The sequence below is a fragment of the Blastococcus sp. TML/C7B genome (assembly GCF_016612845.1).
Classification (GTDB): Bacteria; Actinomycetota; Actinomycetes; order Mycobacteriales; family Geodermatophilaceae; genus Blastococcus.
Genome location: NZ_JAEOAA010000001.1, coordinates 1816568 through 1839051, shown reverse-complemented (window position 1 = coordinate 1839051; position 22484 = coordinate 1816568). Strand labels below are relative to the sequence as shown.

Genomic DNA, 22484 nt, shown 5'->3' with positions numbered 1-22484 from the left:
CCGGCGGCGCTCGAAGGAGTTGAGCAGCGGGGCCATGAGCTCCCAGCCGGCCAGCCGGTGCGGCCGGGGTGCGGCCTGCGGGCGGGCGGCGTCGAAGTCCGGTGCGAGGAACGGGTTGGCCAGCTGCCGCGAGACCACCGACTGGGGGACGACGCGGCGCTCGAGCGCGGCGGGGGCCTCGACCGGCTCGGCGGGCGGCGGTTCGACCGGCTCGGGCTCGATCCCGGCGGCGCGCAGCATCTCGGTGCGCAGCGCCCGGGCCGACTCCGACACGACGGCGTCCTCGCCGAGGAGGGCCAGGAGCGCGGAGTCGCGGACGGCGGTGCGCGCCAGGATCGTCGCGATGCCGTCGAGCCGCTTCAGCTGCTCGGCGCGGTGGCTCGGGCTGCTGGCCTCGTCCGCCTTGACCCGGGCGCGCTCGTCGCGCGCCACGAGGGCCACGGCCTGGAACTTCGTGCGCACGCTCGCGGTCACCGAGCCGCGCTGGACGGCGGCCTCCACCTCGCTGCACCGCCCGGGCCAGCACCGCGATGACGTCCTCCGGCCCGCGGGCACGGCGCTGACCGCGCCCTGGGGCGCGGCGGGCCCCGGTCTGGGGCTGCCCTCGTCGAGCCAACTGCTCCTCCTCGAACGGCCGGGCACGCTCGCCCGGCGGGTGCAGGAGGCCCCTGCCCCGGGCGGTGCCGAGATCGGCGGATGAGAAACGGCCCTCACAGTGCGACTGTGAGGGCCGTTCCATCGTGGTAGCGGGGACAGGATTCGAACCTGCGACCTCTGGGTTATGAGCCCAGCGAGCTACCGAGCTGCTCCACCCCGCGTCGGTAGATGCCACTGTACACCGACCGCGGACCTCCGGCCGCGGGGGTGGCGGCAGGCACCGGAGTGAGTGGTGGGACTGGCCCGTCACGCGGCGCGGCAGAGCGTTCGCGCGCCTTCCGGGCCGGGCGGTTCCGCCGACCTACAGTCCGCCTCGTGAGCGGGTACTCGGCGGTGAGCCTCTTCGCGGGCGACCCCCAGCCCGTGGAGATCCACCACCGCGGCCTCTGGTTCTCCGGGGAGCTGCTGGGCTGGGTGCACACCGACGAGGGGCGGGTGCTGGGCCGGGTCCGGTGCGTCGTCGACGGGCTGCGGCACTCCACCTGGAAGGACCTGGCCGAGCTGCGGCTGCCCGATCCGGCGCGCCCGCCGCGGCGCGAGACCTTCCCCGCTCCCCCGGTCGACCCACCGGCAGCCGACGACGGCGCCGACGCCACCCGCCCGCACGCGCTGCTCACCGGGTCGCGCGCCCCCAAGCCGGACCACGCGCGCACCCCACCCGCGGCACGGGCGCACGCCGGCTCCCCGGCGGTGGCCCACCCCGCGGCCCCCGCCCGGCCCGCGTGGCGCACGAACCCCGACCGGCGGCGCAGCGACCGGCTCAGCCCCGTCTGACCGCCCCGCCGGCCCCCGCGCCGTCCGGCCCGGTCAGTCCGCCAGGAAGCCCAGGATGTGCCGGTTCACCTCGTCCGGGCGCTCGAGGTGCAGGAAGTGCCCGGCGCCCTCGACGACGACGGCCTCCGACCCGGGCGAGAGCGCGGCACGCACGGCGTCGACGGTGTCGGCGCCCATGCAGCCGTCCTGGGCGCCGTGCAGGTACAGCGTCGGCTGCGGCGGCACCCCGCCCACGGCCTGCTGCTCGGCCGCGAGCTCCGGCGACTGCTCCGCCGGGTCGAACAGGGCGCGGTAGTAGCCCAGCGCGGCGGCCAGGTTCTCCGGCGTCCCGAGAGCGCGGCGCACGGCGGCGAGGTCCTCGGTGGCGTCGTAGCCGGGCGACCAGTCCGCCCAGAGCCGGGCGATGAACGCCTGGTCGTCGGCGGCCACGAGCACATCGGCCAGCGGGTTCTGGAAGAAGTACATGTAGAACGACCGCTTGATCTGGTCGTAGGTGAAGAACGAGCCGGCCAGCGCCGGGCCCACCGGGACGGCCATGGCGACGACCTTCCGCCAGCGCTCCGGCGCGCTGACCGCGGCCCCGTAGGTGGCCTGCGCGCCCCAGTCGTGGCCGATGAGCACCGCGCGGTCGTCGCCCCCGAGGGCGTCGTGCAGCGCGACGGCGTCCCGGGCGAGCGCGCCGGTCTGGTACCGGCCGTCGGCGGGGACGGCGGTCGGCGCGTAGCCGCGCGAGAACGGGGCCACCGCCCGGAACCCGGCGGCGGCCAGCTCCGGCAGCAGGTGCCGGTAGGTGTGCGCGGTGTCGGGGAAGCCGTGCAGGCACAGAGCCAGCGGCCCGTCCTCCGGCCCCGCCGTCAGATAGGTGAACGGGAGGCCGCCGGCCTCGATCTGCTTCTCGACCGTCGTGTGAGCCACGTCGCCAACCTAGATCAACGGGACCCCCCGCGGTCAGGACGAGGAGAGCACCCGCCGCGGGTGCCGGCCGTCGACGTACCCGAGGAACGGCGGGTGGACGTTGTAGCCCAGCAGCTCCTGGAGCCGCTCGGGCAGCTCGCGGGCGATCTCCCGCGGCACGGCGAGGGTGTGGTTCTCCTGCGGGCGCAGCCAGGAGGCGGCGTACTCGAGGATGACGCCGAGCCGCGGCCGGTCGGTGGTGTTCGCGCCCCCGCCGTGGATCAGGTTGCCGACGTAGATGAGCACCGATCCCGCCGGCATGACCGCGGCGGTCGTCTCCTCCTCGGTGGCGGTGCGCCCCGCCTCCCAGCGGTGGCTGCCCGGCACGAACCGGGTGGCGCCGTTCTCCACGGTGAAGTCGTCGAGCGGCCACATCGTGTTGACGACGACGTCCGTGCCGGTGCGCGGCAGCGGGTAGACGTCGTCGTCGCGGTGCAGCACCTGCGCGACCTCCCCCGGCCCGATCTGGATGCCCACCGGCGCGCTGAACTGGTAGTGGCCGAGCACGTGGTCCAGCACCCCGAGCACCAGCGGGTGGGTGGCCGGCCCGTCGAAGTACCGGGTCTTGGCGAACAGGGCGTAGACGCGTTGCGTGGAGAAGCCCTCGAAGGAGTTGCGCCCGGTCGCGGTCTCCGCGAGCACGCGCTGCAGGTCCGCCTTCGCCGCGGCCACCCACTCGGCGTCCATAAGGCGCTCGATCAGGACGTAGCCGTCGCGGTCGATCGCGGCGGTCGCCTCGGCGACGGTGGCGTTCGGTGTCAGCACCATGCGCGGCAGCAGACCACGGGCCGGTGGTGAGGTCCAGCCCCGGTCGTCGGACACCGGGGCCGGCAGGCACCGGGAACAGCAGAAGACCCGGTCACCGTGGTGACCGGGCCTCCTGGCGTTGTAGCGGGGGCAGGATTCGAACCTGCGACCTCTGGGTTATGAGCCCAGCGAGCTACCGAGCTGCTCCACCCCGCGTCGGTACGACCACCGTACCAGGCGGGGCGGAGGGGCCGGCGCGGGGATGCGCCGGCCCCTCCCCCGGTCAGCCGCCGGGTGTGGCCGAGCCGCCCGCGGCCTCCTGGGCGGCGCGGTAGGCCTCGACGGCGGCCTGCAGCTGCTCGAGCGCCTGACCCTGCTGCGCGAAGCTGCCGCTTCGCTGGGCGTCGGCCAGCGCGCTCAGCGCGTCGTCCAGGTCGCTGACCGCCCGGTCGAGGTCCGGCGTGGGTGCGCCGTTCCCGCCGTCGTCCGGCGTGGGTGCCGGGGTGGGCGACGGGGACGGCGACGCGGGTGGCGTCTCCTCGCCGTCGTCCGGTGTCGTCGGTGCGTCACCGCTGTCGGTGGCCACCTCGCCGGCCCCGGCGCCGAACACCTGGTCCAGCGCCTCGGCGAGGGTGTCGGCGTACCCGACCTGACCGCCGAAGTTGACCAGCACCTTCCGCAGCAGCGGGAAGGAGTTGCTCGACGTGCCCTCCACGTACAGCGGCTGGACGTAGAGCAAGCCGTCCTCGCCGATGGGCAGGGTGAGCAGGTTGCCGAAGACCGCCTGGCTGTTCTGGCTGTTGAACAGGGTGAGGTCCCGGGCGACCTGGTCGAAGGTGTTGAACGACTGCTGCACCTGCTGCGGGCCGCGGAAGGGGGTGCTGCCCGGCAGCTGCAGCACCTGGATCTTGCCGTAGCGCTCCGGGTCCGGATCGCTGGACGCCGAGACGAAGGCCGACAGGTTCGGCCGCTGGAACGCGTTGAGCGCGCTGGTCAGCTGGAACGTGGCCTCCGCGTCCCCGGGCCGCTGGGCCAGGATGTAGTACGGCGGCTGGTTCTCCTCGACGTTCTGCGTCGGGTCGTCCGGGACCTGCCAGCGGTCACTGCCCTCGTAGAACGAGATGGGCTCGTCGACGTGGTAGCGGGTCAGGATGTCCCGCTGCACCTTGAACAGGTCCTCGGGGTACCGGACGTGCTCGCGCAGCTCGTCGGGGATGTCCTCGTAGGGCTGCACGACACCCGGGAAGGCCTTCATGTAGGTCTTGAGGACCGGGTCCTCGGTGTCCCACTCGTAGAGCGTGACAGTGCCGTCGTAGGCGTCGACGGTGGCCTTCACCGAGTTGCGGATGTAGTTGAAGGTGTCGTTCGGCAGCGCGGTCGTGCCGGTGCCGGTGAGCGCGTCGGCCGCGGCCTCGCCCAGCTCCATCTGCTCGGAGTAGGGGTAGGAGTCCGACGTCGTGTAGCCGTCGAGGATCCAGGTGACCTTGCCGTCGAGGACCGCCGGGTACGGGTCGCCGTCCACCTCGAGGAAGGGTGCGGCCTTCTCCACCCGGTCCCGGGGGTCGCGGACGTAGAGGACCTTGGACTCCTCGTTGACCGCGCTGGAGAGCAGGAAGTTGCGCTCCCGGAAGTAGGTGGCGAACGTCAGCTGCCGGAAGAAGCTGCCGACCGACACCCCGCCCTCGCCGTCGTAGGTGTTGTTGATCTGCCGGTCGTCCGAACCGCCCTCGGGGAGGTCGGACTCGCGCGGCGCGGTGCCGTCGGGCGCGCCGACGACCGAGTAGTCCTCGATCAGCTCGCCGTAGTAGATCCGGCTCTGGTCGACCTCGATGTCGCCCTGGACGGGCAGGTCGAGGGTCGTGAAGTTCGGCTCACCGCCGTCGGAGCCGGCGACCACCTGGTTCGCGGGCGCCGCCACGAAGCCGTGCCCGTGGGTGTAGACGGTGTGCCGGTTGATCCAGGTGCTCTGGTTCTCCGACAGCGCGGAGCTGTCGAGCTCGCGGACCGCCACGACGTAGTCGCGCAGCTCGCCGTCGACGGTGTAGCGGTCGACGTCGAGCTTCTCCGGGAAGCCGTACCAGTTGCGGATCTGCTGGCGGGCGGTGAAGGTGTCGGCCAGCACGTTGGGGTCCAGCAGGCGGGCGTTCGGGATCGTCTCGGTGTCCCCCCGCAGCTCGGCCAGGGCGACCTCGGGGTCGGCCTCGTCGCCGGTGGTCTCCTGCGCGTAGTTCACGTACTCGATCTCGTCCAGGCCGTAGGCCTGCCGCGTCATCTCGATGGCGCGCTCGATGTAGGGCGCCTCCTTCTCGTTGGCGCTGGGCTTGACCACGAACTGCTGCACGATCGCCGGGTAGGCCACGCCGATGACCAGGCTCGAGGCCAGCAGCAGCACCAGCGCCGCGGCCGGCAGCAGGAAGTTGCGGACGACGATGTTGGCGAAGAACGCGACCGCGCAGACCGCGGCGACGAACACCAGGATCGTCTTGGGCACGAGCAGCGCGTTGACGTCGGTGTAGCTGGCGCCGGTGAACACGTCGCCGCGGCTGGAGTAGACCAGGCCGTAGCGGTCCAGCCAGTACGCGACCGCCTTGAGCGCCACGAAGACCCCGAGCAGCACCGAGATCTGCACGCGGGCCGCGGAGGTGAGCTTCTGCCCCGGCGTCTGCAGGCGCAGGCCGCCGAAGACGTAGTTGGTCACCAGCGAGCCGATCAGCGCCAGGATCGCGATGGCGAACCCGAAGCCCAGCAGCAGCCGGTAGAAGGGGTACTCGAAGACGAAGAAGGACAGGTCCAGCCCGAACTGCGGGTCGGTCTGGCCGAAGTCGGTGCTGTTGCGGAAGGTCAGCCAGGTCTCCCAGCTGCCCTGGGCGGTGAAGCCCGCGAACAGGCCGAGGACGACGGCGACGCCGGCGAGCACCAGCCCGGCGCGCGGCTCCAGCGACTGCCGGTAGCGCTCGAGGTTCTGCTGCTCGAGCGACATCGGCCGGAACGTGGGCCGGAACCGGTAGGCGAGGTAGATCGACAGCGCGGTCAGCCCGCCGGTCGCCACCCCCGCCACGGCGAAGAGCAGCGCCCGGCTCTGCAGCTCGGTCCAGAAGACCTCGGTGTACTTGGTCTCGTCGAACCACAGGTAGTCGACGTAGACGTTGGTCAGCGTGCCGACTGCCGTGAACAGCACGAGCAGCACGGCGATGGCGCCGAGGGCCAGCTTCGCGCGCCGCGACAGCGTCGGCACCGGCACGGGGGGCCGCATGGCCACGAGCGGTCTCCTTCAGTTGCACGTTCTTCGGTAGCAGAGCGTCAGGTGCGGGCGCTCCGGCGACGCGGCAGGAGCCCGTCGCCGGCGGGGCGCGCGCCCGACCCTCGGCGCGCTCTCCCGCTCATCCCAGCACAACGCGCCACGGGCGCCGTGGTTCCCGGGCGCCCCGGATCAGCAGCCGGCGGGCGTGCGCCCGGCCCGGAGATCGGCCAGCGCGGCGAGGGCGTCGTCCAGGCTGGCGACCTTCGCCAGGGGGAAGCCGGGGTCGGCGGCGGCGAGCGCCTCGTCGCAGTTGCCGGCCGGGACCAGGAAGAGGTCCGCGCCGATCTCGCGGGCGGCGACCATCTTCAGCGGGATGCCGCCGATCGGGCCGACCGCGCCCTCGGCGTCGATCGTCCCGGTGCCCGCCACGAGCGCGCCCCCGGTGAGGTCCTCGTCGCCGACCAGGTCGAGGATGCCGAGGGTCAGCATGAGCCCGGCCGACGGGCCGCCGACGCCCTCGACCTGGATGTCGACGTCGAACGGGGCGACCGGCTGCTCGAGCACGGTGACCCCCAGCGCGGAGCCGTCGCCCTCCTCGGCCGCGCGGGTGGTGACCGTGGTCGTGCCGGGCTCGCCGAGCCGCGTGTAGCCGACGGCCACCGGGGTCCGGGGCGGGACCGAGGAGAGCACCTCGTCGAGCGCGGCGAAGTCGGGGGTCGGCCGGCCGTCGACCGACTCGATCGCGTCGCCCTCCTCGAGCAGGCCCTCCGACGGCGAGCCCTCCGGGACGGCCCGGACGGCGACCTTGACCGGGTAGCCCAGGTGCCCCAGCGCCACGCTCTCGGCGGCCTGCTCCGAGGTGAGGAACGCGCGGCGGTTGAGCTGCCGCGTCTCCTCCTCGGTGCGGTCGGGCGGGTAGACCGACTCCTCCGGGACGACGGCGATCTCGTCGTCGAACCAGCCGCGGACCGCCTGCACGAGGCTCAGCCCGCCGCGGCCCACGCCGACCGTCGTCAGGTTGAGGTTGCCCTCGACCTCGTTCCGCTCGCGGCCCTCGACGGAGATGATCGGCTCGCCGTCGATGTCGCCGAGCGTGTCGTAGGTGGGGCCGGGCACCTGGGCGACGTAGGGCACCGGCAGCGTCGTGCCGAGGACGCCGAAGAGCACCAGCAGCAGGCCACCGGCGCTCAGGACGGCGATGCGACGGGTCACGACGGGCCAGCTTAGGGCCCCGCCGTGGCGCGGGGTCCCGCCGTGCGCTGTGGGCGGAACGCACCCGGCCCCTTCGCGAAGATCCCGCGTCTACCGTGGACGCATGAGCGACCTCCCCTTCGGCTTCGGTCCCCCCGACCGCGATCCCGAGCGCCGTGACGAGGGCGGCGGGAGCACCCCCGGCGGTGACCCGTTCGGCCTGGGCGCGCTGTTCGGGGGCATCGCCGGCGGCGGCAACCCCGAGGACGTGCTGGGCAAGATGCCGTTGTTCGCGGAGCTGCAGAAGCTCATGAGCTGGTCGGGCGGCCCGGTCAACTGGGACCTCGCCACGCAGAGCGCCATCAGCCAGCTGGCCGCCGGCCACCAGCCCTCCTCCGACGGCGAGCGCACCGCGGTCGCCGAGGCGCTGCGGTTGGCCGACCTGTGGCTGGACCAGGTCACCGAGCTGCCCTCGGGCATCGAGCGCACCGCCGCGTGGTCGCGGGTCGAGTGGGTGGAGAAGACCCTGCCGGAGTGGGGCGCGCTGATCGACCCGCTCGCCGAGCGGGTGGTCGGCGCGATGACCAGCGCGCTGCCGCAGGAGGCGGCGATGTCCTTCGGGCCGATCGCCGGGATCATGGGCCGGATGGGCGGGCTGATGTTCGGCGCCCAGGTCGGCTCGGCGCTCGGCAAGCTCGCCGACGAGGTGCTGACCAGCACCGATGTGGGGCTCCCGCTCGCCCCGGGCGGCACCGGCGTGCTGGTGCCGCAGAACGTCGCCGCGTTCGCCGCCGGGCTCGACCGCCCCGCGGACGAGGTGCGGCTGTTCCTCGCGCTGCGCGAGGCCGCCGCCCAGCGGCTGTTCGCGCACGTGCCGTGGCTGCGCCAGCAGCTGCAGGACGCCGTCCACGCCTACGCCCGCGGCATCAGCATCGATCGCGAGGCCATCGAGCGCGGCCTCACCGAGGCCATGTCCGGCGGCGGGCTCGAGGGCCTGGACCCCAGCGACCCGGAGAGCATCCAGCGGCTGCTGGGCAGCGGCGTGCTCGAGCCCGAGGAGACCCCCGAGCAGGCGATGGCGCTGCGCCGCCTGGAGACCCTGCTCGCGCTGGTGGAGGGCTGGATCGACACCGTCGTCGCGGCCGCCGCGAAGGACCGGCTGCCGGGCCACTCCGCGCTGGCCGAGACGATGCGCCGCCGCCGCGCCACCGGCGGGCCGGCCGAGCAGACCTTCGCCACCCTCGTCGGGCTGCAGCTGCGCCCCCGCCGGCTGCGCGACGCCGCCACCGTCTGGGGCGCGATGACCCAGCAGCACGGCGCCGAGGACCGCGACCGGCTGTGGCACCACCCCGACCTGCTGCCGACGTCGGACGACCTGGACGAGCCGATGGACTTCGTCGCACGCCAGGGCCACGGCCTCGACGACGAGCTGCAGGCGCTCACACCGACGAGCAGCCGCCCGAGCGGGACTGACGCGGCTGCTCAGTCGACGAGGTCGGGCGCGGCGTCCTCACCGGCCGCGCCGGCGGTGTTCGCCAGCTCGACGCCCTCGAGGAACCCGCGCGCCCGCTCGGCGCGCGGGTAGCGGGCGACCAGCGCCCAGAAGCGCTCGTCGTGGCCGGGCTCGAGCAGGTGCACCAGCTCGTGGACCAGCACGTAGTCGACGACGTACTCCGGCATCGTCTGCAGCCGGCTGGACAGCCGGATGCTGCGGTCGGCCGGGGTGCACGACCCCCAGCGGCGCTGCTGGTTGTCGACCCAGCGCACCGACGCGGGCTCGGCCAGCCCGTCGAGGTGGGCGACCGAGAGCGCGCGGGCCCGCGCCATGAGCTCGTCGTCGCCACCGAGGGAGCGGCGACGGCGCTCCTCGCGGGTCTGGAGCTTGGCCACCATCTGGGCCACCCAGCGGCGCTCCTCCGCCGGGCTGAAGGCCGCGGGGATGAGGGGACGACGGTGCGCCCGCTCTCCCGGTAGGCGGTCACCGTGCGCCGCCGGCGCGCGCTGCGCCGGACCTCGACGACGGACTCGGGGTCGCCCCCGGGCACGGGTGCTGCGTCGTCGGCCGACCTGCTCCGGGCCATGGGGACGGCGCGGGCCGCTCGCGCGGCAGCGGCCGGCGGGGTGCCGGCGGATGCGGAGCGTGCGGAGGCGTCGGGGAGCGGTCCGTGCACGGGGGAACCGTAAGCCACCGGACCGCTCCCGTGCCCGCCCGCGGCCACCCTCTCGGGTGCACGTCGCACGGACGGTGGACACGGCGGGTCACGGATCGGTGAGCGCGCCCTCCGACCGGGGCGTTCCACAACCCGCGCGGGGGCGTCCGCGCAGGTCGGACGAGGTGCGGGTGGTCACCGGCCGGGGTTGTCCCCGGCTCCGCCCCCCGTCCACGCACAGGGACACGCCGACGGTTCCCCACGTGCTCCACAGGGTTGTCCACAGGCTGTGGGCAGCGCTCCCCACTGGCTCCCCGCCCGCGGTATCGGGACACGCCGACACGGGTAGCGTTCCGGCACGACGGCGCCCGGCGTCCCCGCCGGGTCGCCCCCCGAGACCGAGGAGATCCCGTGGCTGAGAGCTACAACGGCTACTGCGTGAAGTGCAAGGAGAAGCGCGACTTCGACGGCGAGGTCAAGGTCAGCGAGTCCGGCCGTCGCATGGCCCAGGGCACCTGCCCCGTGTGCGGCACCAAGATGAACCGGATCCTCGGCAAGGCCTGAGCACCGGCCCCCAGCGGTCGACGACGGCGGCGTCCCCCTCGGGGGCGTCGCCGTCGTCGTTCCGCAGCACCTGTGGACGACGCCCGCGCGGCCCGGCCGCGCGCTGGCACGCTCCCCCGGTGAGCGACGCCCACCCCCTGCTCCCCGCCGCGACCCCGTTGCTGCGCAGCGACGCCGCCGACCTCCAGGTCGGGGGCGTCGACACCGCCGAGGGGCTGCTGGTCAGCCCGCAACCCGAGGGGCTGGCCGGCCTCCTGCGCGGCCTGGACGGCCGCCGGGTGCAGCGCGCGGTCGTGGCCGACGCGGCACGCGCGGGGCTGGACGCCGGCGCGGTGGGCGCCGTCCTCGACGAGCTGCGCGCCGCCGGCCTGCTGGTCGACGTCGACGCCGCCGACCTCCTCGCCAGCGACGCAGGGCCGGCCGCGGCCGCCCGTCGCGTCGTCGAGCTGCCGCCCGGAGGCGGGTGGCGGAACCGGCGCGCCGCCGTCGTGGTCGTCGAGGGGGCCACGCGGGTCGGCACCCCGCTGGCCGCGGTGCTGGCCGCCAGCGGTGTCGGCCGGGTCAGCGTCCGCGACGGCGGGCTCACCGCAGCCGGGGACGCCGTCGTCGGCGGGGCCACCGCCGCCGACGAGGGCCGCCCCCGGTCGCTGGCCGCCGCGGACGCCGTCCGGCGGGCCAGCCCGCTCACCGACCTGCGCCCACCGGGTGCCGGCGCCTCCCCCGACCTCGTGGTGCTCGCCCGGCCGTGGGCCGCCTCCGACCCCACGACCGCCCGCTGGTCGCGGGCCGGGGTGCCGCACCTGGTCGCCACCGTCCGCGGCGCGACCGGCGTCGTCGGCCCCCTGGTCGTGCCCGGCGTGACCAGCTGCCTGCGCTGCGCGGACCTGCACCGCCGCGACGCCGATCCGCGCTGGCCGCAGCTCGCCGCGCAGCTGACCGCCGCCGACCCGCCGCCCAGCGGCTCCACCGTGACCTGCCTGCTCACCGCCGCGACCGCCGCCGCGCAGGTGCTCGCCTACCTGGACGGCAGCGCGGCGCCGGCCGCCGTGGATGCGACGCTGGAGCTGGTGCCGCCCGAGCTGGTCCCACGGGTGCGGCGCTGGGTTCCGCACCCGGAGTGCGGCTGCACCCAGCGGACGGACCGACCGGCAGGGGACAATGGCCCGTGAACGCGCTCGCGGGTTCGCCCGTGACGCCTCCGTGCCGCCGCGGGGGCGGGCACGGCGCCGACGAGGAGGATGCGTGGCCGAGGATCGACCGGTGATGCCGCGGGGCTCGGTCTCCCGGACCGCGCGCCTGGCGTCGCTCCCCCTGGGCGCGGCCGGCCGGGCCACCCTGGGACTGGGCAAGCGGCTGTCCGGCCAGTCGGCCGACGCGGTCTCCGCCGAGCTGCAGCAGCGCACCGCCGAGCAGCTGTTCGCGGTGCTCGGGCAGCTCAAGGGCGGGGCGATGAAGCTCGGGCAGACGCTGTCGGTCTTCGAGGCCGCCGTGCCCGAGGAGATGGCCGCCCCCTACCGGGACGCGCTGGTCAAGCTGCAGGAGGAGGCGCCACCGATGCCGGTGCGCACCGTGCACGCGGTGCTCGCCCAGCAGCTCGGCGGCACGTGGCGGACGCGGTTCCGCGAGTTCGACGACCAGCCGGCCGCCGCCGCGAGCATCGGGCAGGTGCACCGGGCGACGTGGCGGGACGGCCGCGACGTCGCCGTGAAGATCCAGTACCCGGGTGCGGCGACGGCGCTGATGTCGGACCTGAACCAGCTCAGCCGCTTCGCCCGCATGTTCGCGGTGCTCTTCCCCGGCATGGACGTCAAGCCGCTCATCGCCGAGCTCAAGGCGCGGGTGGTCGAGGAGCTGGACTACAGCCTGGAGGCCGACGCGCAGCGCGGCTTCGCGGCGGCCTTCGCCGACGACCCGCAGATCGTGGTGCCGCGGGTGGTCGCCAGCGCTCCGAAGGTCATCGTCTCGGAGTGGCTCGAGGGCACCCCGCTGTCCCGGATCATCGCCGGCGGCACGCGCGAGCAGCGGGACCACGCGGGTGTGCTCATGGCGCTGCTGCACTTCAGCGCGCCCCAGCGGGCCGGGCTGCTGCACGCCGACCCGCACCCGGGCAACTTCCGGTTGCTGCCCGACGGCCGGCTCGGCGTCATCGACTTCGGGGCGACGGCGCGGCTGCCCGACGGCCACCCCGAGCCGATCGGGCGGCTGCTGCGCTGGGCGCTGGAGGGGCGCGCCGAGGAGGTGCTGGCCGACCTGCGGTCGGAGGGCTTCGTGCTGCCCAACGCCCAGATCGACGCGCAGGGGGTGCACGACTTCCTGCGGCCGATGCTCGACCCGATCGCCGAGCCGCGGTTCCACTTCACCCGGGCGTGGATGCAGGAGCAGGCCGCCCGGATCGCCGACCCGCGCCTGGAGGCCAGCCGGCTGGGCCGCCAGCTGAACCTGCCGCCGGCCTACCTGCTCATCCACCGGGTGACGATCGGCTCCATCGGTGTGCTGTGCCAGCTGGACGCCGAGGGCGGCTTCCGCGGCGTGCTGGAGGAGTGGCTGCCCGGCTTCCGGGCCTGACGGGGCCGGGTCCTGCACGGACCCGGCCCCATCTCAATAGACGGACGCGCTGAGGCGGGCGGCGCGGCGCACCGCCCGCTCGGCGCGGCGGGCGGCCCGGCGGGCGACGTACAGCCGGTGCGCGCGGGCGGCGGTGAGCGCCTCCTCCCGCATCTCGGCCATCCGGCTCTGGGCCAGGGCGTGGTCGTACATGAGCATGTCGGGTTCCTCGGTGGTCGTCGTTGCTGATGGCACCCCCACCGCTGCGGCGGGGGCGGACTGCTCTGGGGTGCTCACGCGGCGGTCACCTTCCGCGGGCGGCCGCGGGGCCGCTTGCGGGCGATGACGACACCGCGGTCGAAGATCTCGCCGCCCCAGACACCCCACGGCTCGCCGCGGTCCAGGGCGCCGGCCAGGCAGGCGTCGCGGACCGGGCACGGGGCGCAGAGCGTCTTGGCCAGTTCCAGATCGCTCGGGCTCTCGGCGAACCAGAGCTCCGGGTCCTCGTCGCGGCACGGCACGGGATGCCGCACCGGGGCGGGTGACAGAGGCGGCTGCGGCCGTCTCGGCGTCGCTCCGCCGGATCCGGGCGGGGTCCGGTGCAGGGACGTCGGGCGGTCGATCGTCTGCAGCACTGCCGCTCCTCCTCGTGTTCGTCGTCTGTCGACCGGCGGGGGCCCGCCGACCGGGAGTCGGGGCCGGGTGCCGCGGCGCTGAACGAGAGAGGCCGCGGATCCCGGGGTTCGGGTTCCGCGGCCTCGAGGAGGACCGTGAGCGGCTAGCTCAGGGGTCTCCCCGGGGAGTGGATCCCGAGGGTGATGCCGAAGTCGTGCGTGGTGGTGCCGTTCGGGGCGGTGCCGCCGATCACTGCCTGTGCGAGGTAGGACCGGGTGGCGACGTCGCGCTCATCGCTGCGGCGCAGCCGGACGGCGGGCAGACCGCACCCCTGGATCGGGGCAGCGGTGGGCGCCATCAGGACCGCGGGGCCGCCGGCGACGGCCGGACGGGCGAGGGCGGGCAGGGCGGTTGCGCCCCGGCCGGAGAACCCGGCGGGGGCGTCGGTCCACGTCGTGCTGATCACGTCCACCCCTCCTTCCGGGTCGCGAGCGGGGCCGGGTGGCAGCGCTCGGGCTGGGTGCAGCTCGTGTGGGTCAGGACACTAGGAGGGGCCCGCGGGGGCGGTCAATCGAATTAACCGACGCGTCGCCCGACGGGGTCCCGCGGTGCAGCGGCGGCGGCCCGCCCTCGCGCTGGGCGACCGGCCGGTCGCCCCGTGCAGAGCGCCGGCAGGGCGTGGGCGTCAGCCGGTGACGGCGGCGAGCACGTCCTCGCCGTAGAGCTCGAGCTTGCGCGAGCCGATGCCGGGCAGCGCGGAGAGCTCGCGCAGGTTCGCCGGCCGCGTCTCGGCGATCGCCTGCAGCGTGGCGTCGGTGAAGACGACGTAGGCCGGCACCGACTGCGCCTGCGCCGCCGAGCTGCGCCACGCCCGGAGCCGCTCGAACAGCTCCCCCGCCTCGCCCTCGAGCACCACCTTGGGCCGCTTGGTCCGGCTGCGGGCCGGCGGCGCCGTCGGACCGGAGTCCGGTGCCAGCCCGGTGAGGAACCGGCTGCGCGGCCGGGCCCGCTTGGCGCCGGGGTTGCGCGCCAGCGACCAGGAGAGGGTCAGCTGCTCGCGCGCCCGGGTGATGGCGACGTAGAGCAGCCGGCGCTCCTCCTCCACCGCGTCGGGCCGGGACAGCGACTGCGCGATGGGCAGCACGCCGTCGACGATCCCGACGACGAAGACGGCGTCCCACTCCAGGCCCTTGGCGGCGTGCATCGACGCCAGCGTCACGCCCTGCACCGTGGGCGCGTGCTGGGCGTCGGCCCGCTGCGCCAGGTGCCCCACGAAGCCGGCGAGGTCCAGCGAGGGGTTCTCCTCGACCAGGTCGACGGCGAGGTCGACCAGGGCCGACAGGGACTGCCAGCGGTCGCGCGCCGCACCCCCGGCGGGCGGGCGGTGCTCGGCCCAGCCGGTGGACGCCAGGACGTCGCGCACCGCGGGCACGAGCATCCCGGGCTCGTTGCCGCCGGCGGCGGCGCCGCGGAGCAGCAGCACCGCCTCGCGCACCTCAGGCCGCTCGAAGAACCGTTCGCCACCGCGCAGCACGTACGGAACGCCGACGTCGGCCAGCGCCGACTCGTACACCTGCGACTGCGCGTTGATCCGGAAGAGGATCGCGATCTCGCTGGCCGGCAGGCCCTCGTCGATCAGCGCCCGGCAGCGCTCGGCGACCGCCTTGGCCTCGGCGGGCTCGTCGGGGTGCTCCTCGAACCGCGGCTCGGCGGCGTCGGCGCGCTGGCCGAGCAGCCGCAGGCCGGGCAGCCCCTTGCGCCGGGGCGCCATGCCGATGAGCCGGTTGGCCAGCCCGACGACCTGCGGCGTCGACCGGTAGTCGCGCTCGAGCTTGACCACCTCCGCGTCGGGATAGCGGTCGGCGAAGCCCAGCAGGTAGTCGGGGTCGGCACCGGTGAAGGAGTAGATGGTCTGGTTGGGGTCGCCCACGACGCAGACCTCGGCCCGGCCGCCGAGCCAGGCGTCGAGCAGCCGCTGCTGGAGCGGGTTGACGTCCTGGTACTCGTCGACGACGAAGTGCCGGTACTGGTCGCGCACGGCGCGGGCGACGTCCGGGTGGCCCTCGAGCGCGTACGCGGTGACCAGCAGCAGGTCCTCGAAGTCCAGCGCGCCGTCGCGCTCCTTCGCCGACTCGTAGCTGGCGTAGACCGCGGCGACCGCGGCCGGCTCGAACGGCGTCTCCCGGCCGGCGGCCTTGGCCCGGGCCGGGTAGTCCTCCGGCGTCGCCAAGGTCGTCTTGGCCCACTCGATCTCGCTGGCGAGGTCGCGCAGGCTGGTCCGGTCGGTGGTGAGCCGGTTGCGCGCCGCCGCGGAGGCGACCACCCGCAGCTTGTTCTCGATCAGCGCCGGCATCGGGCCGCCGAGCACGCGCGGGGCGAAGTAGCGCAGCTGCCGCATGGCCGCGGCGTGGAACGTGCGGGCCTGCACCCCGCCGACGTCGAGCGCCTGCAGCCTGGTGCGGAGCTCGCCGGCCGCGCGCGCGGTGAACGTCACCGCGAGCACCTGCTCGGGGACGTAGACGCCGGTGTGCACGCCGTAGGCGATGCGGTGGGTGATCGTGCGGGTCTTGCCCAGTGCCCGCGCCGGCGAGGATGCACACGGGCCCGGTCACCGCCTGCGCGGCGGTCCGCTGCTCCTCGTCGAGCCCGGCGAGCACGTCCTCCGCGCGGGAGCCCGATCGGGTCGCCGCGCTCATCGGGTGCTCCGGGCTCGTGTCACAGGGCGATCCTCCCAGCCCGCGCCGACCTCATGGGGAAGCATCCCCAGGAAGGCCGCGTTGACCAGCACACGAGGTGCACCTTTCCCGGGGGTGGACCGGCCCGTTCCTAGCAGGGAGACTCGACCCGATGACCACGACCGACAGCACCGCCGTGACGATGTACACCACCACGTGGTGCGGGTACTGCGTCCGGCTGAAGAAGCTGATGCAGCTCGAGGGCATCTCCTTCGCCGAGGTCGACATCGAGCAGGACGCCCAGGCGGCCGACCTGGTCGAGAACGCCAACGGTGGCAACCGCACCGTGCCCACCCTGCTCTTCTCCGACGGCACCGCCCTCACCAACCCCAGCATCGACCAGGTCAAGGCGCAGCTGGCCGCGGTCGCGGGGGCGTGACGACGACGTGATCCCCGGTCCCCGGCCCTCCGACGGGCCCGCGCGCCCGATCGCAGGGCCGGGTGACCCGGCCGGCTGCTCCCCCGACCCGTCGGCGCCCGTGGCGCTGACCCGGACGCCCACCGGCTGGGTGGTGCGCTCGGCCGCGGGCAGCGACCCGGTGGGGGACGTCGTCGAGGGCATGTCGCTGGCCGACCTGATCGCCGAGGAGTTCGGCGCCGTGCCCGAGCCGGACCGCTCGGCCCGCCGCTCCGCCCGGGGTGCCGTGGTCCCCATCGGCGCGGTGGAGCCCGTCGTCGACGAGGCCGCGCTGCGCATCGCCGCCCTCGAGCGCACGGTCGCCCAGCTGGAGCACGCGCTCGCCGCGCGGGTCGCCACCGAGCGGGCCATCGGCGTGCTCGCCGAGCGCCAGGGCGCCAGCGCCCGCGCGGCGTTCGAGGGGCTGCGCCGCGACGCCCGCTCGCAGGGCCGGCCCGTCGCCGAGCTGGCGCGCGAGGTGCTCGACTCGCTGGCGCCCGACGTCGCCGCTCCCCCGCGGGCGGCCGCGGCGCCGCTGGCCGCGGCGGACGGCCGGTCCTGAGCCGCCCCGAACCGCTCACCCCCGCCGCGCTGGCCGACCGGCTCGCCGAGCTGCTCGCCGCGGAGCTCCCGGAACCGGGCGCCACCGCGCTGCGCGTGGCCGTCGACGGGCCCGAGCTCGCCTCCCCCGGGCACCTGGCCGCGGCGGTCGCCGAGCGGCTGCCGGCGCTGGGCCGGGCCGCCGTCGTCGTCCCCGCGGAGGGGTTCTACCGCCCGGCCTCGCTGCGGCTGGAGCACGGCCGCACCGATCCCGACGCCCGGTACACCGACTGGCTGGACGCAGGCGCGCTGACCCGCGAGGTGCTCGCCCCGGTGGGGCCCGGCGGCTCGGGCCGCTACCTGCCGCAGCTGTGGGACCTGGTGCGCGACCGCGCCGTCCGCGCCCGCCCCGCGCCGGCACCTCCCGGCGGGGTGCTGCTGGTGCCCGGCACCCTTCTGCAGGGCGTGGGGCTGGCCTTCGACGTCGTCGTCCACCTGCGGGTCGCCCCGGCCGCCCGCCGGCGCCGGGTCCCGGCCGACCAGGCGTGGGTGCTGCCGGCCTTCGACCGCTACGACGACGAGGTGGACCCGGTCGCCCTGGCCGACGCCGTGGTGCTGGCCGACCACGCCGACCGGCCGGCCCTGGTGCTCGGCGGCCGCTGGGCCTGACTAGTCGTCGAACTCGCCGGTCAGCCAGCGGTCGATGATGTTCCGCGCGATCGACACGGCGGGCGGCAGGGCGGACAGCCCGTCCCCGGCGAGCAGCTGCTCGCGGGAGAACCAGTGCGCCTCCTCGATCTCGGTGGGGTCCAGCACGAGCTCCCCGGCGGACTCGGCGCGGGCGACGAAGCCCAGCATGAGCGACTGCGGGAACGGCCACGGCTGGCTGCCCACGTACCGGACGTCGGTGACCTGCAGGCCGACCTCCTCGGCGACCTCGCGGGCCACCGCGGCCTCGAGCGACTCCCCCGGCTCGACGAAGCCGGCCAGCACGGAGTAGCGCCCCGGCGGCCAGATCGCCTGCCGGCCCAGGACGACGTTCCCGGCGCCGTCGTGGACGAGCATGATCACGGCGGGGTCGGTGCGCGGGAAGATGTCGGTGCCGGTGGTGGGGTCGTGCTGCACCCACCCGGCCCGCTCGACGGTGGTCGGCGCGCCGGTCAGCGGGCTGAACCGGTTGCGCTCGTGCCACTCGACCATGCCGATGGCCTGGACCAGCAGCCCGGCGTCGAGGTCGCCGAGCACCGTGCCCAGGTCGCGCAGCCCGGCCCAGGAGTCGACCGGCCGACCGCTCACGGTCAGCGCCCGCTCGCCGCGGACCGCGGCGTACGGGACGCCGTCGGCCTCGCCGAGGAAGATCGCACCGGTCGGCAGCTCCGGCCGCTCGTCCCACAGCAGCTCCGGGCCACCGGGCGTCTCGCGCACCGGGACGGCGCGGTGCCGGTCGACGGTGAGCACCCGGACGGGGCGGCCGCCGGTCGGGTCGGGCAGCGCGCGGGCGAGGTGCGCCCGGTCGTGCGCGACCCGGGAGAGCACCGGCACCGAGCCGGACGACGGCGGTGCGCCGACGGGCCAGGCCGCCGAGGCGCCGCGCATGCGGTCGGGGTCGTTCGCGGGCAGGCCGCCGGCGGGGGCGCTCACGCCTGCGCCTCCCGTCGGACGGTGAGCGGGCCGAGCACGGCCAGCTGGGCCTCGGCCACCTCCGCGTCGCCGACGACGACGGCGGTGAGCGCACCCGGCGCGAGGTAGCGGCGGGAGACGTCCTGCACCTGGTCGACGGTCACCGCCTCGAGCGCCTGCTGGTGCTCGGCGAGCCAGCCCACCGGCAGCCCGGCCCCGACCAGTGCCGCGAGGGTGCTGGCCAGGCCGGCGTGCGTCGCCGTCGACAGCGCCATGCTGCCCAGGACGTACCGGCGGGCGGCGTCCAGCTCGGCCTCGGTGACCGGGGTCAGCGCCATGCGGCCGAGCTCGTAGACGGTCTCCATGAGCGCCGGGCCGGTCACCTCGGTGGCGACGTCGGCCTCGACGAGCACCGAGGAGGCGGCGGCCAGGTGCTCCACCGCGCTGCGCGGGCTGTAGCTGTAGCCGCGCCGCTCGCGGATGTTCTCCACCAGCCGGGAGGAGAAGTAACCGCCGTAGACCATGGCCGCCAGCCGGACGGCGGCGAGGTCGGGGTCGGTACGGCCGGGTGCGGGGCCGCCGAGCCGGATGTTGGACTGCACCGCGCCCGGCCGGTCGACCAGCTCGAGCACCGGGTCGTGCCGGGCCGCGGCCGGGGCCGACTCGAGGGCGGTCCCGCCGGCGGTCCACCCGGCCAGCGCCTCGGCGACCGCGTCGGCCGCGCCCGCGGGGTCGAGGTCGCCCACGAGGACGAGGGTGCTGCCGGCCGGGAGCACGCGGGCCGCGTGCAGCTCGAGCAGGCCGGTGCCGGTGACCGCCCCCACCGCCGCCGGGTCGGGCAGCGAGATGGCGTACGGGTGCCCGGGGTAGCGCCGCGCGCTGAGCGCGGCGCGGGCGAGGACCGAGGGCTGGGACCGGGCGATGGTGATCCGCTCGACCAGCCGGTCGCGCTCGCCCTCCACCCCCTCGGCGGGGTAGGTCGCGGCGGTGAGCAGCTCGGCGAGCACCCCGAGGACGGGCCGCAGCCCGTCGGGCAGGAGCGTGGTGCCGAACAGCAGGCGGTCGCTGTCGGCCGACACCGACATCTCCGCGCCGTGCCCCTGCAGCAGCTGGGCGATGCCGGTCTGGTCGTGCGACGCCGTCCCGAGCAGGACCGCGCCGGAGAGGACCGAGGCCTCGGCGGAGTGCTGCTCGGCGGTGTCGAGGTCCGGAGCGGCGAACGGCACCCGCAGGCGCAGCTCGATCAGCGGCACGCCCGGGCGCGGGACGACGACGACGCGCAGGCCGTTGGCCAGCGTGGTCTCGGTCGCGGCCGGGACCGGCTGCGGCCGGGGCGCGCCCAGCGGCGGGATCAGCGAGAGGTCCAGCGTGGCGGTCACTGCCGTCCTCCTGCCGGGCGCAGCTCCAGCACCGCGACGGTGCCGGGATCGAGCGCTCGGGCCGCGCCCTGCACCTGGTCGGGGGTGACCGCGGCGAGCCGGGCGGCGAGCTCGCCGGCGAGCTCCGCGCGGCCGTGCACCAGTTCGGCGGCGGCGAAGGCCAGCGTGCGACCGAGCACGGAGTCGGCCTGGCGCAGCAGCTGCGCCTCGGTGCGGGCCTGCACCCGGCGCAGCTCGTCGGCCGGGACGCCGTCGGAGGCGATCCGGGCGATCTCCTCGTGCACCGCGGCGGTGACCCGCTCGACCGGCACCGCGGCCGGGTGGTGCACCTGGGTGGTGAGCAGGGTGGCGTCCCGGACGTCGAAGGGGTCGCCGAACAGGCCGACGTAGCTGCTCTGCGCGATGGCGGTGCGGTCGTCGTGCACCAGCCGGCGCTCCAGCCGCGAGGCGTCGCCCTCGCTGAGCAGCTCGGCCAGCAGCACGCTGCCCAGGTACTCGTCGAAGCGGGCGACCGGGTCGGGCACCCGCCAGCCCAGTGCCACGGCCGGCGCCGTCGCCAGCCGGTCCTCGACGACGGCCGAGCGCACCCCGGTGGGCGCGGGCTCGCCGGTGCGCGGCGTCGGCGGCACCTCGCGGGCGGCGACGGGGCCGAACCAGCGCTGCACGAGCCGCTCGGTCTCGGCCACGTCGAGGTCGCCGCCGATGCACAGCACGGCGTTGCCGGGGGCGTAGTAGGTGGAGAAGAAGTCGGTGGCGTCGTCGACGGTGGAGGACTCCAGGTCGACGAACGAGCCGTAGCCGTCGTGGGTGTTGGCGAAGCTCTCGAACGCGACCTGCGGCAGCTGCAGCCAGGGGAAGGCGCCGTAGGGCCGGTTCAGCACGTTGACCCGGATCTCCTCCTTCACCACGTCGATCTGGTTGCGGAGGTTCTCCTCGGTGATGGCCGGCGCCGCCATGCGGTCGGCCTCGAGGAACAGCGCGCGCTCGAGCGCCTCGGCCGGGAGCGCCTCGAAGTAGTTCGTGTAGTCCTGGTGGGTGGAGCCGTTGAACGTGCCGCCGGCGGCCTGCACGAGGCGGGCGTGCTCCATCTTCGGGACGTGCGCCGAGCCCTGGAACATCATGTGCTCGAAGAGGTGCGCGAAGCCGGTGCGCCCCTCCGGCTCGTTGCGCATGCCGACGTCGTAGAAGACGCTCACCGCGACCACGGGCACGCTGGTGTCCGGGGCCAGCACGACGCGCAGCCCGTTGTCCAGGGTGAACCGTTCGACCGGGTGCCTGAGGGTCAGTTCGGTTCCGGCTGCTGTCACGCCGCCGACAGTAATGCGGCGCAGCCGTGGACCGCCGTGCGGTGGGCCTCTCCGCCGTCCTCCCTCGCGGTAGGGCGTCCACCCTTCCGGTGCACGGTGAGGGAGGACGCTCGACGATCAGGTCACCTGATCGTCGCGAGGGGCCTCACAGCACGTCGACGGCGTCGATCAGCCGGTCGATGACGCCGTAGAGCTCGGCGTGGGTGTTGGGGATGGAGATGTAGAGCAGCGCCGGTGCGGGGCGTCCGACGTCGATCAGCAGCAGCGCCGCCCGCTCCCCCGAGGCGTCGTAGCCCTCGACGTCCCAGGCGAGCTGGAACTCCAGGAGGTGCGCCTCGCGCCCGTCGACGGTGCGCGCCTCGTCGCGCAGGATCCGGCGCTCGTTGGGCTGCGGGTAGTAGTTGACGCGCACGCTGTCGGCCACGGCGGCGACCGTCGGCGCCAGGCTGCCGGGGCCCGCGTAGCCGAACTCCTCGACCAGGGGCCCGGACGTCACCTGGGCGATGAACGTGCCGGCCGGCGTGACCTCCTGGGTGGTGAAGTACTGGCCGGCGACACTGCTGGTCTCGGCCATGTCGGCCATGCCGTACTCGAGCCAGCCGTCACCCAGGTACGGGTAGGCGATGCCGGCCTCCTGGTCGATGATCCGCACCGTCCCGGGCGCGAAGGTCGGCCCCGGGGGCTGCTGGGCGGTCGGGGGCTGCGGGTCGCGGGCGGCGACGGGGTCCTCGTCGCCCCCCGTGCCGACGACGAGCGCGAGGATCACCGCCACCACGACGCCGAGGACGCCGGCGACCACCCACGCGGCCCGGCGCGGCCGGGCCGAGCCGGTCGCGGGCTGCGGGGTCCACGCGGGCGGCTCGGGGGCGGCCGGGCGCTGCGGGGTGAGGACCGGTGAGCTCTGGACGGCGACGCCCGGGCCGGCCGGGGTCGCGACGTCGGACCACGCGGACCCGCTCCACCAGCGGACCATCCCCGGCGAGCCGTCGGGGTCGGCGTACCACCCCGGCGGCGGGAGCTGCGGGCCGTCGGAGGTCACGGGGCAACCCTAGGCCGCGCGCGTAGCGTG

Annotated in this window: 22 protein-coding genes and 2 tRNA genes; 9 read left to right on the top strand and 15 right to left on the bottom strand. The window is 75.3% G+C overall.

Features of this window, described 5'->3' with window-relative positions:
* Positions 1-34 precede the first annotated feature (34 nt).
* Positions 35-700, top strand: a complete 666-nt coding sequence (locus JKP76_RS20690; RefSeq protein WP_242471234.1) for a hypothetical protein — start codon at positions 35-37, stop codon at positions 698-700.
* A 41-nt stretch (positions 701-741) separates the two neighbouring features.
* On the opposite strand, the gene JKP76_RS08940 is transcribed toward JKP76_RS20690, so the two are convergent.
* A tRNA-Met gene (locus tag JKP76_RS08940) sits at positions 742-818 on the bottom strand.
* A gap of 154 nt (positions 819-972) precedes the next feature.
* Here JKP76_RS08940 and JKP76_RS08935 point away from each other — a divergent pair.
* Complete coding sequence (locus JKP76_RS08935) at positions 973-1431, top strand: hypothetical protein (protein ID WP_200490537.1); 459 nt, start codon at positions 973-975, stop codon at positions 1429-1431.
* Positions 1432-1464: 33 nt separating this feature from the next.
* Here the strand turns inward: JKP76_RS08935 and JKP76_RS08930 are convergent, their stop codons facing one another.
* The 5 genes from JKP76_RS08930 to JKP76_RS08910 form a co-directional block, all read right to left on the bottom strand.
* The gene (locus JKP76_RS08930; protein ID WP_200490536.1) at positions 1465-2346 is read right to left on the bottom strand and encodes an alpha/beta fold hydrolase; all 882 of its coding nucleotides are present in this window, start codon (positions 2344-2346) and stop codon (positions 1465-1467) included.
* Between the two features lie 33 nt (positions 2347-2379).
* Positions 2380-3153 carry a phytanoyl-CoA dioxygenase family protein gene (locus tag JKP76_RS08925; protein ID WP_200490535.1) on the bottom strand — a complete coding sequence of 258 codons (774 nt, stop codon included), beginning with the start codon at positions 3151-3153 and terminating at the stop codon, positions 2380-2382.
* A gap of 121 nt (positions 3154-3274) precedes the next feature.
* A tRNA-Met gene (locus JKP76_RS08920) sits at positions 3275-3348 on the bottom strand.
* Positions 3349-3415: 67 nt separating this feature from the next.
* On the bottom strand, positions 3416-6385 hold the full coding sequence (locus JKP76_RS08915; protein ID WP_207168294.1) for a UPF0182 family protein: 2970 nt from the start codon (positions 6383-6385) through the stop codon (positions 3416-3418).
* Positions 6386-6562: 177 nt separating this feature from the next.
* Positions 6563-7585, bottom strand: a complete 1023-nt coding sequence (locus tag JKP76_RS08910) for a S16 family serine protease (protein ID WP_200490533.1) — start codon at positions 7583-7585, stop codon at positions 6563-6565.
* 103 nt (positions 7586-7688) lie between these two features.
* Between JKP76_RS08910 and JKP76_RS08905 the strand changes: the two genes are divergently transcribed.
* Positions 7689-9149, top strand: coding sequence for a zinc-dependent metalloprotease (locus JKP76_RS08905; protein ID WP_200490532.1), 1461 nt, complete (start codon positions 7689-7691; stop codon positions 9147-9149).
* Here the strand turns inward: JKP76_RS08905 and JKP76_RS08900 are convergent.
* Positions 9047-9457 (bottom strand): M48 family metallopeptidase, encoded by a 411-nt coding sequence (locus JKP76_RS08900; RefSeq protein ID WP_242471716.1) that lies wholly within the window; start codon positions 9455-9457, stop codon positions 9047-9049. The genes JKP76_RS08905 and JKP76_RS08900 overlap by 103 nt on opposite strands.
* Positions 9458-10125: 668 nt before the next feature.
* On the opposite strand from JKP76_RS08900, the gene JKP76_RS23390 reads away from it, so the two are divergent.
* From JKP76_RS23390 to JKP76_RS08885, 3 genes are all read left to right on the top strand, one after another.
* Complete coding sequence (locus JKP76_RS23390; RefSeq protein WP_012950213.1) at positions 10126-10278, top strand: DUF5679 domain-containing protein; 153 nt, start codon at positions 10126-10128, stop codon at positions 10276-10278.
* A 119-nt stretch (positions 10279-10397) separates the two neighbouring features.
* Entirely contained in the window at positions 10398-11447 is a 1050-nt protein-coding gene (locus JKP76_RS08890) for a ThiF family adenylyltransferase (protein WP_200490531.1), read from the top strand.
* A gap of 73 nt (positions 11448-11520) precedes the next feature.
* Complete coding sequence (locus JKP76_RS08885; RefSeq protein ID WP_309229882.1) at positions 11521-12843, top strand: AarF/ABC1/UbiB kinase family protein; 1323 nt, start codon at positions 11521-11523, stop codon at positions 12841-12843.
* A gap of 33 nt (positions 12844-12876) precedes the next feature.
* On the opposite strand, the gene JKP76_RS08880 is transcribed toward JKP76_RS08885, so the two are convergent.
* The 4 genes from JKP76_RS08880 to JKP76_RS08865 form a co-directional block, all read right to left on the bottom strand.
* A complete protein-coding gene (locus JKP76_RS08880) occupies positions 12877-13119 on the bottom strand; it encodes a hypothetical protein (protein ID WP_200491440.1) in 243 nt (80 codons plus the stop codon).
* On the bottom strand, positions 13116-13370 hold the full coding sequence (locus JKP76_RS08875; RefSeq protein ID WP_200491352.1) for a WhiB family transcriptional regulator: 255 nt from the start codon (positions 13368-13370) through the stop codon (positions 13116-13118). The genes JKP76_RS08880 and JKP76_RS08875 overlap by 4 nt, the downstream gene beginning before the upstream one ends.
* 230 nt (positions 13371-13600) lie before the next feature.
* Entirely contained in the window at positions 13601-13903 is a 303-nt protein-coding gene (locus JKP76_RS08870; RefSeq protein ID WP_200490530.1) for a hypothetical protein, read from the bottom strand.
* A gap of 219 nt (positions 13904-14122) precedes the next feature.
* The gene (locus JKP76_RS08865; protein WP_309232894.1) at positions 14123-15970 is read right to left on the bottom strand and encodes an ATP-dependent DNA helicase UvrD2; all 1848 of its coding nucleotides are present in this window, start codon (positions 15968-15970) and stop codon (positions 14123-14125) included.
* A 314-nt stretch (positions 15971-16284) separates the two neighbouring features.
* On the opposite strand from JKP76_RS08865, the gene JKP76_RS08860 reads away from it, so the two are divergent.
* The 3 genes from JKP76_RS08860 to JKP76_RS08850 all read left to right on the top strand — a co-directional run bounded on the left by JKP76_RS08860 (position 16285) and on the right by JKP76_RS08850 (position 17778).
* Entirely contained in the window at positions 16285-16551 is a 267-nt protein-coding gene (locus JKP76_RS08860; RefSeq protein ID WP_200490529.1) for a mycoredoxin, read from the top strand.
* Between the two features lie 100 nt (positions 16552-16651).
* On the top strand, positions 16652-17131 hold the full coding sequence (locus JKP76_RS08855; protein WP_309229884.1) for an ANTAR domain-containing protein: 480 nt from the start codon (positions 16652-16654) through the stop codon (positions 17129-17131).
* 95 nt (positions 17132-17226) lie between these two features.
* Positions 17227-17778, top strand: a complete 552-nt coding sequence (locus tag JKP76_RS08850; RefSeq protein WP_309229885.1) for a uridine kinase — start codon at positions 17227-17229, stop codon at positions 17776-17778.
* Here the strand turns inward: JKP76_RS08850 and nudC are convergent, their stop codons facing one another.
* The 4 genes from nudC to JKP76_RS08830 form a co-directional block, all read right to left on the bottom strand.
* Positions 17779-18750, bottom strand: a complete 972-nt coding sequence (gene nudC, locus JKP76_RS08845) for an NAD(+) diphosphatase (protein WP_309229886.1) — start codon at positions 18748-18750, stop codon at positions 17779-17781.
* Positions 18747-20108, bottom strand: coding sequence for a pitrilysin family protein (locus tag JKP76_RS08840; protein WP_200490528.1), 1362 nt, complete (start codon positions 20106-20108; stop codon positions 18747-18749). The genes nudC and JKP76_RS08840 overlap by 4 nt, the downstream gene beginning before the upstream one ends.
* Complete coding sequence (locus JKP76_RS08835) at positions 20105-21415, bottom strand: pitrilysin family protein (protein WP_200490527.1); 1311 nt, start codon at positions 21413-21415, stop codon at positions 20105-20107. The genes JKP76_RS08840 and JKP76_RS08835 overlap by 4 nt, the downstream gene beginning before the upstream one ends.
* Positions 21416-21560: 145 nt before the next feature.
* Positions 21561-22454 (bottom strand): DUF2510 domain-containing protein, encoded by an 894-nt coding sequence (locus tag JKP76_RS08830; RefSeq protein ID WP_309229887.1) that lies wholly within the window; start codon positions 22452-22454, stop codon positions 21561-21563.
* Positions 22455-22484: the final 30 nt, after the last annotated feature.

Coding starts and splice junctions, on each gene's coding strand:
- JKP76_RS20690 (WP_242471234.1), top strand. CDS start 35: ATGAGCTCCCAGCCGGCCAGCCGGTGCGGCCGGGGTGCGGCCTGCGGG.
- JKP76_RS08925 (WP_200490535.1), bottom strand. CDS start 3,153: ATGGTGCTGACACCGAACGCCACCGTCGCCGAGGCGACCGCCGCGATC.
- JKP76_RS08905 (WP_200490532.1), top strand. CDS start 7,689: ATGAGCGACCTCCCCTTCGGCTTCGGTCCCCCCGACCGCGATCCCGAG.
- JKP76_RS08915 (WP_207168294.1), bottom strand. CDS start 6,385: ATGCGGCCCCCCGTGCCGGTGCCGACGCTGTCGCGGCGCGCGAAGCTG.
- JKP76_RS08860 (WP_200490529.1), top strand. CDS start 16,285: ATGACCACGACCGACAGCACCGCCGTGACGATGTACACCACCACGTGG.
- JKP76_RS08900 (WP_242471716.1), bottom strand. CDS start 9,457: ATGGTGGCCAAGCTCCAGACCCGCGAGGAGCGCCGTCGCCGCTCCCTC.